13 protein-coding genes are annotated in these 12,969 nt (G+C 70.0%); 11 read left to right on the forward strand and 2 right to left on the reverse strand.

The window, feature by feature from the left end:
* The first annotated feature begins 6 nt into the window (after window positions 1–6).
* The 9 genes from pgsA to dapF all read left to right on the forward strand — a co-directional run bounded on the left by pgsA (window position 7) and on the right by dapF (window position 7,403).
* Window positions 7–600 (forward strand): CDP-diacylglycerol--glycerol-3-phosphate 3-phosphatidyltransferase, encoded by a 594-nt coding sequence (gene pgsA / locus RUH65_RS01480; protein ID WP_313815417.1) that lies wholly within the window; start codon window positions 7–9, stop codon window positions 598–600.
* A 4-nt stretch (window positions 601–604) separates the two neighbouring features.
* Window positions 605–1,105 (forward strand): CinA family protein, encoded by a 501-nt coding sequence (locus RUH65_RS01485; protein WP_313815418.1) that lies wholly within the window; start codon window positions 605–607, stop codon window positions 1,103–1,105.
* Between the two features lie 218 nt (window positions 1,106–1,323).
* Complete coding sequence (locus RUH65_RS01490; protein WP_313815419.1) at window positions 1,324–1,776, forward strand: helix-turn-helix transcriptional regulator; 453 nt, start codon at window positions 1,324–1,326, stop codon at window positions 1,774–1,776.
* Between the two features lie 75 nt (window positions 1,777–1,851).
* Entirely contained in the window at window positions 1,852–2,082 is a 231-nt protein-coding gene (locus RUH65_RS01495) for a DUF3046 domain-containing protein (RefSeq protein ID WP_313815420.1), read from the forward strand.
* 234 nt (window positions 2,083–2,316) lie between these two features.
* The gene (gene recA, locus RUH65_RS01500) at window positions 2,317–3,378 is read left to right on the forward strand and encodes a recombinase RecA (RefSeq protein WP_313815421.1); all 1,062 of its coding nucleotides are present in this window, start codon (window positions 2,317–2,319) and stop codon (window positions 3,376–3,378) included.
* Complete coding sequence (locus RUH65_RS01505; protein WP_313815422.1) at window positions 3,378–3,968, forward strand: regulatory protein RecX; 591 nt, start codon at window positions 3,378–3,380, stop codon at window positions 3,966–3,968. The genes recA and RUH65_RS01505 overlap by 1 nt, the downstream gene beginning before the upstream one ends.
* Window positions 3,969–3,977: 9 nt before the next feature.
* Window positions 3,978–5,495, forward strand: a complete 1,518-nt coding sequence (gene miaB, locus RUH65_RS01510) for a tRNA (N6-isopentenyl adenosine(37)-C2)-methylthiotransferase MiaB (protein WP_313815423.1) — start codon at window positions 3,978–3,980, stop codon at window positions 5,493–5,495.
* Window positions 5,492–6,442 carry a tRNA (adenosine(37)-N6)-dimethylallyltransferase MiaA gene (gene miaA / locus RUH65_RS01515; RefSeq protein ID WP_313815424.1) on the forward strand — a complete coding sequence of 317 codons (951 nt, stop codon included), beginning with the start codon at window positions 5,492–5,494 and terminating at the stop codon, window positions 6,440–6,442. The genes miaB and miaA overlap by 4 nt, the downstream gene beginning before the upstream one ends.
* A gap of 4 nt (window positions 6,443–6,446) precedes the next feature.
* Entirely contained in the window at window positions 6,447–7,403 is a 957-nt protein-coding gene (gene dapF, locus RUH65_RS01520) for a diaminopimelate epimerase (RefSeq protein WP_313815425.1), read from the forward strand.
* Between the two features lie 21 nt (window positions 7,404–7,424).
* Here the strand turns inward: dapF and RUH65_RS01525 are convergent, their stop codons facing one another.
* Window positions 7,425–8,045 (reverse strand): methyltransferase, encoded by a 621-nt coding sequence (locus RUH65_RS01525; RefSeq protein WP_313815426.1) that lies wholly within the window; start codon window positions 8,043–8,045, stop codon window positions 7,425–7,427.
* A gap of 424 nt (window positions 8,046–8,469) precedes the next feature.
* Here RUH65_RS01525 and hflX point away from each other — a divergent pair, with 424 nt between their 5' ends.
* The gene (gene hflX / locus RUH65_RS01530; protein WP_396179396.1) at window positions 8,470–9,978 is read left to right on the forward strand and encodes a GTPase HflX; all 1,509 of its coding nucleotides are present in this window, start codon (window positions 8,470–8,472) and stop codon (window positions 9,976–9,978) included.
* Window positions 9,975–12,071: an ATP-dependent DNA helicase gene (locus tag RUH65_RS01535; protein ID WP_313815427.1), complete on the forward strand. Its 2,097-nt coding sequence runs from the start codon at window positions 9,975–9,977 to the stop codon at window positions 12,069–12,071. Before hflX ends, RUH65_RS01535 begins: the two co-directional genes overlap by 4 nt.
* Here the strand turns inward: RUH65_RS01535 and RUH65_RS01540 are convergent.
* Entirely contained in the window at window positions 12,068–12,964 is an 897-nt protein-coding gene (locus RUH65_RS01540; protein ID WP_313815428.1) for a hypothetical protein, read from the reverse strand. The two genes, RUH65_RS01535 and RUH65_RS01540, sit on opposite strands and share 4 nt — an antisense overlap.
* Between the last annotated feature and the right edge of the window lie 5 nt (window positions 12,965–12,969).

Consider the following 12,969-nt stretch of genomic DNA (forward strand, 5'->3'; position numbering starts at 1 on the left):
GCACGCATGAGTGAGAACTGGAACCTGCCCAACCTCCTGACGGCCGTCAGGATCGTCATGGTCCCGTTCTTCATCTGGATGCTCGTGGCCGGAGGCCCTGGGGGCGAGGACTCGATGGCCCTGCGCTGGGTGGCCTTCGCCCTGTTCGCCGTGGCCATCTACACCGACAAGCTGGACGGGGACATCGCCAGGTCCCGCGGGCTGGTCACCAGTTTCGGCAAGATCGCCGATCCCATCGCGGACAAGCTCCTGACCGGTTCCGCCTTCATCGTGCTCTCCCTGCTGGGGGAGCTCTGGTGGTGGGTGACCGTACTGATCCTCGTCCGGGAATGGGGCATCACGGTGATGCGTCTGATGGTGCTGAAGTACGGCGTGATGCCGGCCTCCAGGGGCGGCAAGCTCAAGACCGTGCTCCAGGCCGCGGCGCTGCTGTGGTTGTTGGCCCCGCTCGGCGCGGTGCTGGGGGACTGGTGGCTGTGGGCCGGCTGGATCCTGATGGCCGCCGCCCTCGTGGTCACCCTCGTCACCGGCGCCGACTACATCCTCAAGGGCCTGCGGCTGCGGCGGGAGTCCCTCGCAGGCCAGCCCAGCCGTGATTGATCCGGTGGAACAGACCGAGCCGGAGAGCCTGCCGGCCGCCGTCGTGCAGCTGTTGCTCCGCCGCGGCCTGACGGTCGCCACCGCGGAATCCCTGACCGCCGGGCTGCTGGCCGCCGCCCTGGCCGAGGTGCCCGGGGCCTCCGGGACGCTGCAGGGCGGCGTGGTGGCCTACCAGAACCACGTCAAGGAGCGGCTGCTCGGCGTGGACCCGGGCCTGCTGGCCCGGGCCGGCGCCGTGGACGCAGAGGTGGCACGGCAGATGGCCGATGGCGTCCGCCGCGTGGCGGGGGCCGACGTCGGGATCTCCACGACCGGCGTGGCCGGGCCGGAGGCGCACCAGGGCAAGCCGGTGGGTACGGTCTACCTGGGGCTGGCCGGAATGCCGGGCCACGGGGAGCCGGAGGCGGTGCTGCTGCACCTCGAAGGCGACCGGGAGACGATCCGGCGGAACACCGTGCGCCGGGGATTGCAGATGATGCAGGCGCGTCTGACCCGGTGGACATGACATTTGCGTCACGGAAGGCGGGGATGCGTCAGCACGCTTGCCTCCGGGTCCGGGGTTGTCGGTAGGGTGGGAGCATGCCGCGCAGTCAGCTGGGAATCGGCTGGGAATCCAGATGATGGGCGGCCGGAACGGGAACAAAAACCGGCCTTGTCACCGTTGTACCCACCAGTTGGCCTCATCGGCCACTCCCAGTACCCACTCAGGAGAAGACAGTAGACATGATGAAGCATCCGGTCACCATCAACGGCATCACCCGTTGGCTGGAAACCGGGGAAAACGTCCCAACCGACTCCCTCGAGACCAAGGAGCACGCCGTGCCAGTCCTTCGCCAGGAAATCGGAGACGTCCTGCGTGACGTCCGCCAGCGCCAGCGCCGCACGCTCCGCGAGGTCTCCCACCATGCGCGAGTCTCCCTCGGCTACCTGTCCGAGGTCGAGCGCGGACAGAAGGAAGCCTCCTCGGAGCTGTTGTCCTCCATCTGCGGCGCCCTGAACGTGCCCATGTCCCTGATGCTGCGCGAGGTCTCGGACCGCATCGCCCTCCAAGAGGGAGTGCACATCCCGGACACCGTCCCCGCGGACCTCGAGAGCGGCTTCGCCCCCGAGGAGTTCGGTGCCCGCATCCCGGACGAGGTCCCCGACGACTTCGGCCAGCTCGCAGGCAGCCACTGACCAAGACCACAGCGCAGGACCGCAGACCTTCGGGGCTGCGGTCCTGTTGCCGTGAGGGGACAGAAAGGTCCAGAGATGAAGCACAGTGAGTTCCGCCGGCTGATGGACGACGAGTTCGGCCCCGGCAACGCCGGCGTGATCGCCGCCACCCTCGTGCTGCCGTCCCTTCTGGAGACCGCGGACCGGGCCCTCGACGCCGGCGTGGACCCGCGGCGCGTGTGGCTCGACGTCTGCGACCTGCAGGGCGTCCCCGAGGGGCGCCGCCTCGGCCGTGACCTCCCGGTGCGGGACCGCGCCCGGGACTGAGTCCGGGGCTGCTCCCGGAACACGGGGAAGACACGCCGGGACCCGAGCTCTTCGAAAACATCTTCGAACGGCGGTAGGCTCTTCCACAGGACCTGAACGGGGCTCGGCCCCGGGCATGTCATCCACAGCACCGGCGGCGTTCCGCTAACCCGTCCGGGCGTTCCAGTAGGTTCGTCATCAGTACAGGGGAACGGCTCGAAGGCCGCCCGCCACCAGCACACGTAGGGGTGAATCATGGCGTCAGCCACTGACCGCGAGAAGGCTCTGGAAGCCGCACTGGCCCAGATCGACAAGCAGTACGGCAAGGGCTCGGTGATGCGCCTCGGGGACGAGGTCCGCGTCCCGATGGAGGTCATCCCCACCGGCTCCGTGGGCCTGGACGTCGCCCTGGGCATCGGTGGGCTGCCCCGCGGCCGAGTCGTGGAGATCTACGGACCGGAATCCTCCGGCAAGACCACCGTCGCCCTGCACGCCGTGGCCAACGCCCAGCGCAATGGCGGCATCGCCGCGTTCATCGACGCCGAGCACGCGCTGGACCCGGAATACGCGAAGAAGCTCGGTGTGGACACGGACGCACTGCTCGTCTCCCAGCCGGACACGGGTGAGCAGGCCCTCGAGATCATGGACATGCTGATCGGCTCCGGCTCGCTGGACATCGTCGTCATCGACTCCGTGGCGGCCCTGGTGCCCCGCGCCGAGATCGAGGGCGAGATGGGTGACAGCCACGTGGGTCTGCAGGCGCGCCTGATGTCCCAGGCCCTGCGCAAGATCACCGGTCGCCTGGCTCAGAGCAAGACCACCGCCATCTTCATCAACCAGCTGCGTGAGAAGATCGGCGTGTTCTTCGGCAGCCCCGAGACCACCACTGGCGGCAAGGCCCTGAAATTCTATGCCTCCGTCCGGATCGACGTGCGCCGCATCGAGACACTCAAGGAGGGTGGCAACCCGGTCGGCAACCGCACCCGTGCCAAGATCGTCAAGAACAAGATGGCCCCGCCCTTCAAGCAGGCGGAGTTCGACATCATCTATGGCGAGGGTATCTCCCGCCAGGGCTCCCTGATCGACATGGGCGTGGATGAGGGCATCGTCAAGAAGTCCGGCGCTTGGTACACCTACGACGGCGATCAGCTGGGCCAGGGCAAGGAGAACTCCCGCCGCTTCCTCAAGGACAACCCCGACCTCGCCGACGAGATCGAGACCCGCATCCTGGAGAAGCTCGGCATCGGCGTAGTGGCCGAGGACGAGGCCGAGGTGGAACCGCAGCTGCGCGCCGTCTCGGGTCAGTCCCCGGCCTGATGACACGACGCCACCTCCGTGCGGTACCGGACGTCCCCGAGCATCTGGCGGACGATCCGGAGCCGGCCGCCGCGGAGGTGGCGAGGACCATCGTGCTGCGCCAGCTCGCCGCCTCGCCGAAGTCGCGGAAGCAGCTGGAGGACAAACTCGCCGAGCGGGATGTCCCGGAGGACGTGGCCGCCGCCGTGCTGGACCGCCTCGAGGACGTCCGCCTCGTGGATGACACCGCCTATGCGGAGAACTTCGTCCGCACCCGCCAACGCTCCAAAGGCCTCGCCCGCGGTGCGCTGCGCCGGGAGCTTCAGCAGAAGGGCGTCAGCGGCGAGGCGGCCGAGCAGGCGCTGGAGACGATCAGCGAGGACACCGAACGGGAGGCCGCCGTCGAACTCGTCCAGCGCAAGATCCGTGGGCGGCGACTGCCGTCCGGGGACTCGGCCGAGGACCGGGGGGAGCGGGACAAGGCGGTCCGGCGCCTGGCTGCCATGCTCGCCCGCAAGGGGTACCCGCCCGGGATGGCGCTGGGCATCGTCAAGGAGGTCCTCGGTGGCCTCGAGGACGAGGCGGATGCTTTCGCCCTGGACGACGACTAGAATGTTGCGGTGACTTCCGCCCCCCACCCTCTCGATGAGCGCACGTACCAGGTCCGTACTTTCGGCTGCCAGATGAACGTGCACGATTCCGAGCGCATCTCCGGCCTGTTGGAGGGCGCCGGTTATGCCCCGGCCGGCGGGGCCACCGAGCCCGACCTCGTCGTGTTCAACACCTGTGCCGTCCGGGAGAATGCGGACAACAAGCTCTACGGGAACCTCGGCAACCTGCGCGCCGTCAAGGACAACCATCCCGGCATGCAGATCGCGGTCGGCGGCTGCCTGGCGCAGAAGGACCAGAAGACCATCCTCGACAAGGCCCCGTGGGTGGACGTCGTGTTCGGCACCCACAACATCGGCTCGCTGCCGACGCTGTTGGAGCGGTCCCGCCACAACCAGCAGGCCGAACTCGAGATCCTGGAATCGCTCGAGACCTTCCCCTCCAACCTGCCCACCAAGCGGGACTCCACCTACTCCGGCTGGGTCTCCATCTCGGTGGGCTGCAACAACACCTGCACCTTCTGCATCGTCCCGGCTCTGCGCGGCAAGGAGAAGGACCGCCGTCCCGGCGAGATCCTCGCCGAGGTGCAGGCCCTCGTGGACGCCGGCGCCGTGGAGGTCACCCTGCTCGGCCAGAACGTGAACACCTACGGTGTCGAGTTCGGTGACCGCGGTGCCTTCGCGAAGCTGTTGCGCGCCTGCGGCTCGATTGATGGACTGGAGCGGGTCCGCTTCACCAGCCCTCATCCGGCCTCCTTCACCGACGACGTCATCGAGGCCATGGCCGAGACCCCCAACGTCATGCCGCAGTTGCACATGCCGCTGCAGTCCGGCTCGGACCGGATCCTCAAGGAGATGCGCCGCTCCTACCGGTCCCGCAAGTTCCTCGGCATCCTGGACAAGGTCCGGGAACGGATCCCGCACGCCGCCGTGACCACGGACATCATCGTCGGATTCCCCGGGGAGACCGAGCAGGACTTCCAGGACACCCTGGACGTGGTGGAGGCCTCGCGCTTCTCCTCGGCCTTCACCTTCCAGTACTCCATCCGCCCGGGGACCCCCGCCGGTGAGATGGAGAACCAGGTCCCCAAGGCGATCGTCCAGGAACGCTTCGAGCGCCTGACCGCCCTGCAGGACCGCATCAGCGCCGAGGAGACGGCGAAACTCGTGGGCACCCGTCAGGAGCTGTTGGTGACGAATCACTCCGGTGCCAAGGACGCCGCGACCGGCCGGCTGGCCGGCCGCGCCCCGGACAACCGTCTCGTGCACTTCAGCGTCCCGGCGGGAGCCGAGGTGCCGCGGCCCGGTGACGTGGTCACGGTGACGGTGACGGCCTCGCACCCCTACTTCCTGATCGCGGATCCCACCGTGGAAGGCCCGGAGGGCTACGTCCTGCGCCGGTCCCGCGCCGGCGACGCCTGGGACCTCGCCCAGGCCGCCTCCTGCGGGGTGCCTTCACCCGGCTCGGGAGCCGGTTCTGCTGTGCCTGCCGGCGTGAGCCTGGGCATGCCCACCCTGCGCCCCGCATGACCGACGCCGGCCGCGCGCCGATCGTGGCCGTCGTCGGGCCCACGGGCACCGGGAAGTCCGAGCTGGCCCTGGACCTGGCTGAGCGGCTGGGCGGGGAGATCGTCAACAGCGATGCCCTGCAGTTCTACCGGGGCATGGACATCGGCACGGCCAAGCTCGCGGTCTCCGAGCGGCGGGGCCTTCCACACCACCTGCTGGACGTGCTCGACGTGACCGAGGAAGCCTCGGTGGCCTGGTTCCAGTCCGAGGCGCGCGCGGTGATCGGGGACATCCGGGCCCGGGGCCGGGCGCCGGTCCTCGTCGGGGGGTCCGGGCTGTACGTGCGGGCCGCACTGGACGAACTCGAGTTCCCCCCGACCGATCCGGACGTCCGGGCGCGGATCGAGGCCGAGGGCCACCAGATCGGTCTGGAGGGCCTGCGGGAACGCCTGCAGGCCGTGGATCCGGACAGCGCCGCACGACTGGGGGACACCCGACGGATGGTACGTGCCCTGGAGGTCTTCGAGCTCACCGGGCGCACCTTCACCTCTTTCATGCCGCAGCGGACCTACCTGCGGCCGACGGTGCAGGTCGGGCTGGACCTGGAGCGGCCCCTATTGCATGAGCGGCTGCACGCCCGCGTGGCCGCCATGGCCGAGGCCGGCCTGCTGGACGAGGTCCGGGCCCTGGACGCCCTCGGGCTGCGGCGGGGCAGGACGGCGTCGCGGGCGATCGGCTACGCGCAGTTCCTCGCCGTCCTGGACGGTCGGGCGGACACCTCCTGGGCCATGGAGGACACCGCCACGGCGACCCGCCGCTTCGCCCGCCGCCAGATCACCTGGTTCCGGGCGGACCCGCGCGTCACGTGGTTCGATCCCACGCGCCCCGGCCTGCTCGAGGACGTGCTGGGACACCTGGCCCGGTCAACGGGATCGGTCAACGGTCCCACAGGCCGCCACCTAGACTGAGGTCATGACCCTGCCGATCGCCCAGGACCCCGACCGCCTGTGGACCGCCCTTGACCAATTGGCCGGGCTGGCCTTCACGAAAGGGCACGGCACCGGCAACGACTTCATCCTCGTCCCCGACCTGAGCGGGGAGACCGAACTCTCCCCGGACCATGTGGAGGCCCTCTGCGACCGCCACTTCGGAGTCGGTGGAGACGGGTTGATCCGCGTGGTCGAGTCCACGCACCTCATCGAGGGGCGAGACCTGCTGGAGGACCACCCCGAGGCCACCTGGTTCATGGACTACCGCAATGCCGACGGCTCCGTCTCCGAGATGTGCGGCAACGGGGTGCGCGTCTTCGTGCACTATCTCGCCACCCGGGGCCTGGTGGACCTGAAGGTCGGGCAGCAGGTGCGCATCGGCACCCGTGCCGGTCTCCGCACGGTCACCCGGATCGGCGAGGAACAGTACTCGACCGACATGGGTCCGTGGAGCTACATCGACCCGGAACTGGCCGAGGAGCGGGCCTCGGACTCCCTGGTGCTCGCCGCCGGCCTGGCCGATCCCCGTCCGGCCCTGAGCATCTCGATGGGCAACCCGCACACCGTCGTCGCGCTGGCCGAGGAGGCGGATCTGGCGGAGCTGGACCTGGCGAAGCAGCCCAACGTGGAACCGGTCCCGCCGAACGGCACCAACGTGGAATTCGTGGTGGCCGCCGACCCGCTCTTCCTGGACGGCGTCGGCCGACTGGACCTTCGCGTCCACGAGCGGGGCGTGGGGGAGACCCTCTCCTGCGGCACGGGCGCCTGTGCCGCAGCCACGGCCGTCCGCATCTGGGCCGGAGACCGTGACGCCCTGACCTGGAAGGTCGGGGTCCCGGGTGGCACCGTGGGCGTCGAGTTCGTCCCGCAGGCCGACGGCACCGACCGCGTCATCCTGTCCGGACCCGCCACACTCGTCTTCGACGGAACGGTGGCGTGAACGGGGGCTGACCGAGGGCCGTCAGGCCCGGTCCACCTGCAGGATGCGGAAGCCCTTCTCGCTGCCGAAGCGAGACGCCGCGAATTGCCCCGGGAACCGTTCGTCGAGGGCCGCGTCCATCCACGGCAGCAGCGAATCGGCCCCCAGGTTCTTCTGCACCACCAACAGGGCCCGGCCACCCGCAGCCAGCCGGGGGAGCCACTGCAACAGGATCGTGTGCAGAGCCTCCTTGCCCACCCGGATCGGGGGATTGGACCAGATCAGGTCGAAGGTCCGCTCAGCAGGGACCTCGTCCGGCCGGTGGACGGAGACGTTCTCCAGCCCGAGGGCGGCGGCATTGTCCCGGCACAGCTGCGCCGCACGGTCATTGACCTCCACCCCCGTGACCTGAGCGTCCGGGCTGGACAGCCCCAGCGTCAGCGTGAGCGGCCCCCATCCGGTGCCGATGTCCAGGAAGGAGCCCGACGGCGGCGGGTCCGGCACGGTCCGCAGCATCGCCGCGGTGCCCTTGTCCAGGCCGTCGGGGGAGAAGATGCCGCCCGCCGTCTCGACGGTGACATCCCGGCCGGCCAAGGTGACGCTGAGCCGGCGTCGCTGTTCCGGGCCGACCGGCTCGGCGGAGAAGTAGTGTGCGGAATCCATCACGGCCGATGCTACCTCTGCTTGACAGCGTCCCTATACTGGTTGGCATGTGGATTTACCTGCGTTGAGCCGGATGTGCCTTGGCGGCACCGACGCTCCGGACTCCGATCTCCCCGCTGTGCAGTGGGTCGAGACACCGTCCGTGATGGCACCCACTGTCCCCTGAGCCTGCGTGACCTGACTGTCCGGGTCCTGGTCTGCCGTGATTCCTCGCGCCGATCCCTCGCCGGCCCGACCCGTGAAGGAGGCCTCCGTGGCCCCGAAAACCCCCATCCACAGCGGCGACCGGAACACCAACGGCATCCCCGCCAGCGACTACCCTAGAGACCACACCTCTTCCAAGGAGACCATGACCGAGACCACCCCGCAGGGGAACGAGCAGCCCGCCAATGAGCAGCAGGGGAACGAGGCCGAGATCCGTGACGTGATCGACCGGATCCTCGCGGCGGATGCAGCCAGCGCCGCCAAGAACGCCCCCGATCAGGGCCGCGCTCTCGCGCTGTCCGAGGGCGGTGACGGGCACACCGCGGCAGACGGCGAGCAGTTCGATCTGGCCGAACGTCAGGCGTTGCGGCGCGTCAGCGGGCTGTCCACCGAGCTCGAGGACATGAGCGAGGTCGAGTACCGCCAGCTGCGCCTGGAGCGCGTCGTGTTGGCCGGGCTCTGGTCCGAGGGGACGGCGGAGGACGCCGAGAACTCCCTGCGCGAGCTCGCGGCCCTGGCCGAGACCGCGGGGTCCGAGGTCCTGGACGGTCTGATCCAGCGCCGTCACCTGCCCGATCCGGCCACGTTCCTGGGCAAGGGCAAGGCTGAGGAGCTTCGCGGCATCGTGGCCATGACCGGTGCGGACACCGTCGTCGTGGACTCGGAGCTGGCCCCGTCCCAGCGCCGCGCCCTGGAGGACATCGTCCGCGTCAAGGTCATTGACCGCACGGCGCTGATCCTGGACATCTTCGCCCAGCACGCCCAGTCCCGTGAGGGCCGAGCCCAAGTGGAGCTGGCGCAGCTCGAGTACCTGTTGCCTCGCCTGCGCGGTTGGGGTGAGTCCATGTCCCGCCAGGCCGGCGGCCGCGCCGCCGGTGGTGAGGGCATCGGCTCCCGCGGCCCCGGTGAGACCAAGATCGAGCTGGACCGCCGCCGTATCCGCACCCGCATGGCCAAGCTGCGCCGGGAGATCGCCGCGATGAAGCCGGCGCGCGAGACCAAGCGGGCCAACCGGCGTCGCAACCGCGTGCCGTCCGTGGCGATCGCCGGGTACACGAACGCCGGCAAGTCCTCCCTGCTCAACCGGCTCACGCATGCCGGCGTCCTCGTGGAGAACGCCCTGTTCGCCACACTGGATCCGACGGTGCGCAAGTCCGTCACGCCGGACGGCATCGGCTACACCCTCTCGGACACGGTCGGCTTCGTCCGCTCCTTGCCGACACAGCTGGTGGAGGCCTTCCGCTCGACTCTGGAGGAGGTGGCCGACTCGGACGTGATCCTGCACGTCGTCGACGCCTCGCACCCGGACCCCGAGGGGCAGATCGCCGCCGTGCGATCCGTGCTGGCCGAAGTGGACGCCCGGCAGATTCCGGAGATCATCGTGCTGAACAAGGCCGATGCCGCCGACCCGGTGGTGGTGGCCCGGCTCCGCCAGAAGGAACCGCGGTCGGTGGTCGTCTCCGCCCGCACCGGGGAGGGGATCGAGGAGCTCGAGCGCGCCGTCTCGGACGCGATCCCGCGGCCCAATGTGGCCCTGGACCTGTTGATCCCGTTCACGGACGGGGACGTGGTCTCGCGCCTGCACTCGCCGGACGCGGACATCATCTCGGAGACCTACGAGGCCGAGGGCACGCGGCTGCGGGTCCTGGTCCGCGAGGACATCGCCGAGGACCTACGCCGTTTCGCCGCGGAGGAATCCGCGGACGGTCAGGAGCGCACCGGAGCATGACAGGAACGGTCCAGGAAGCGTCGCCGGCTGCCGTGGTGGAGCCCGCCGCCGAGCCCCGCACCGATGCCGAACGGGAGGCCCTGCGCCTGCTGGACGCCGCTGTCACGGCCACAGGGGGCCAGCGCCGGGAAGGGCAACGGCGCATGGTGGTGGAGGTCGCCCGGTCCTTGGAGACCGGGCAGCACCTGCTGGTGCAGGCGGGCACCGGTACCGGGAAGTCACTGGCGTACCTGGTGCCGGCGCTCCAACACGCCCTGGAGGCCGAGCACCCGGTGGTGGTGGCCACCGCCACCCTGGCGTTGCAGTCCCAGATCATGCGGCGGGATGCGCCCAAGCTGCTGGAAGCCCTGCGGGACGACCTTCCCCGTCCCATGAACATCGCCCTGGTCAAGGGCAGGTCCAACTACCTGTGCAAGCACAAGCTGGAGGGCGGCTTCCCGGAGGAGGACGGCCAGGCACTGTTCGGCATGGCCGACGACGGTGAGCTGCTGTCCGGGTCCGACGGCGGCCCGACCAGCCCCCTGGGCCGCGAGGTCCTGCGGTTGCGCGAATGGTCCGAGGAGACGGACACGGGTGACCGGGACGACCTCGACCCGGGCGTCACCGACCGCGCGTGGCGCCAGGTCTCGGTGTCCGCGGTGGACTGCCTGGGCGCCCAGAAGTGCCCGATGGCGGCCGAGTGCTTCTCCGAGAGGGCCCGGGCGGATGCCGGGGAGGCGGACGTGGTGGTCACCAACCACGCCATGCTCGCGATCGCCGCCTTCGAGGGGCTCGCGGTGCTGCCCGAGTTCGAGGCGGTGGTGGTGGACGAGGCCCACGAACTCCAGGACCGGGTGACCGGCGCGGTCACCGGCCAGCTCTCCGGGGCCATCGTGCAGGCCGCGGCGTCCTCGGCCCGCAAGCACACGGCCATCGCGGTGGAGGACCTGGTGCAGTCCGGCGCCGGCCTCGACGCCGCCTTCACCGCCACGCCCACGGGCCTGATACCGCGTGGGCCGGATGAGGTCCAGCAGAATGCCCTGAAGGCGGTCCGTGATGCCGCCCGCCAGGGCCTGAGTGATTCCAAGCCGAGCGGGGGAGGCGCCGACTCCTCGGCCGACGGCGGGCGGCAGATGGCCCGGTCCCGGATGCAGGATGTCCTGGACGTGGCCGAGAGAATGCTGGAGACCACCCCGGACACCAGCCATCCCGAGGTGCTCTGGGCCTCCCGCCCGGGCCACTTCGAGGCCGGCACCGGGTGGATCCCCGGGGACGAGTCCGCGGCCCCGATGCTCTACGTGGCCCCCCTGTCCGTGGCCGGCAAACTCCGTGAGGGACTCTTCGGTCAGGCCACGACCGTGCTGACCTCGGCCACGCTGGCCATCGGGGAGTCGTTCAACCCGGTGGCGGGATCCCTCGGCCTGATGGGCGAGGGGGCGCCGGTCTGGACGGGTCTGGACGTCGGCAGCCCCTTCGACTACCCGAGGCAGGGTGTGCTCTACGTGGCCCGGCACCTGCCGAAGCCGGGGCGGTTTGCCGCACCCGAGAGCTATGACGAACTCGAGGCACTGCTCACGGCGTCCGGCGGGGGTGCACTGTGCCTGTTCTCCTCCAAAAGGGCCGCTGAGGACGCTGCTGCCGAGATGCGCACCCGGCTCGGTCCGAAGCCCACGATCCTGTGCCAGGGCGATACCACGCTGACTGCCCTGGTGCGGCAGTTCGCCACGGAGGAGGATACCTGCCTGTTCGGGACCATGAGCCTGTGGCAGGGCGTGGACGTGCCCGGCGAGTCCTGCCGACTGGTGGTCATCGACCGGATCCCGTTCCCGCGACCGGACGACCCTCTCTCCACGGCGCGGTCCAGGGACATCAGCCGCCATGGCGGCAACGGTTTCATGGCGGTCTCCGCCTCACACGCGGCGGTACGCCTGGCGCAGGGCGCCGGCCGGCTCATCAGGACCGCGACGGACCGCGGTGTCGTGGCCGTCCTTGACTCGAGGTTGGCGACGGAACGGTATGGGTCGTTCCTGCGCTCGACCCTCCCGGACTTCTGGCCCACGGCCGATCCCTCGGTGGTGCGAGGCGTGCTGGAGCGGCTCCGTCCCGGTGGCTAGCGGATCAGCATCTCCAGGGCGCCGACCGTGCGAATAGCCCGCCATTCGAGGCCGGGGGCCGGGCTCCAAGCCGGCCAATCCACGGACCATCCGCCGTCGGGCTCCTGAGCGGAAGCCAGCCACCGGAGGTCCCGGTTCATCACGGCCTCTGGGACGAGGGCGCCAAGAAAGTCCGAGGGGAAGGGCACAGACCACGGATCGTGGACCAGGTCGACCGCGTGGAGACTCTCGTCCTCCTCGCCGCCTTCCACGGGAAGGGAGCCGTCGGCGGCGAGCCGCTCACGGAGCACTGCCAGGACCGGACTGTCCGCCGAGCCCCAGGGAAGGCCGTCCGCGGCGAGGAACCTCAAGGCGTACTTGGCCTCATAGGCGGACGGACCGCCGGCCGACGACACCTGGGACAACCGGAGGCGGCACCAGTCGGAGGCGGCCTCGGCCCACCCGCCCGAGAACCCGGTCAGCAGGGCCGCGGCGGCGAAGCCGAAGGTCAGATGCGAACCGCCTGGAACCGGCTGGACCCACGGTGCATGGGGCCACTCGAGAGAGCCCTCGGTGACGAACGGCACGGAACCGTCCAATCCGGAGGTCGAGGCCACCCATTCCAGTCCAGAGCGCACCCAGGGGTGCCCGGCCAGATTCCAGCCGGCCAAGAGGTCCAGGGCCGTCAGCGTGGAGAGCGCCTCACTCCTCGGTGATCGCACATCGGGTTCGAGGCCATGACCGAAACCACCGTCCGGATTGCGGTACGCCCCCAAGGCGGCCAGGACGCCCTCGGGACCGCCGCCATGGAGCAACAGGTCCACCCGGCGGCGTTCCAGCAGCCGCCCGTGGGTGTAGACGAACTCCTCGGCATCCGCCACGCGGACGCCCGGCGGCAGGGGCCGATGGTTCATGGGGC

It is taken from the genome of Citricoccus sp. (assembly GCF_032154715.1).
GTDB lineage: Bacteria > Actinomycetota > Actinomycetes > Actinomycetales > Micrococcaceae > Citricoccus.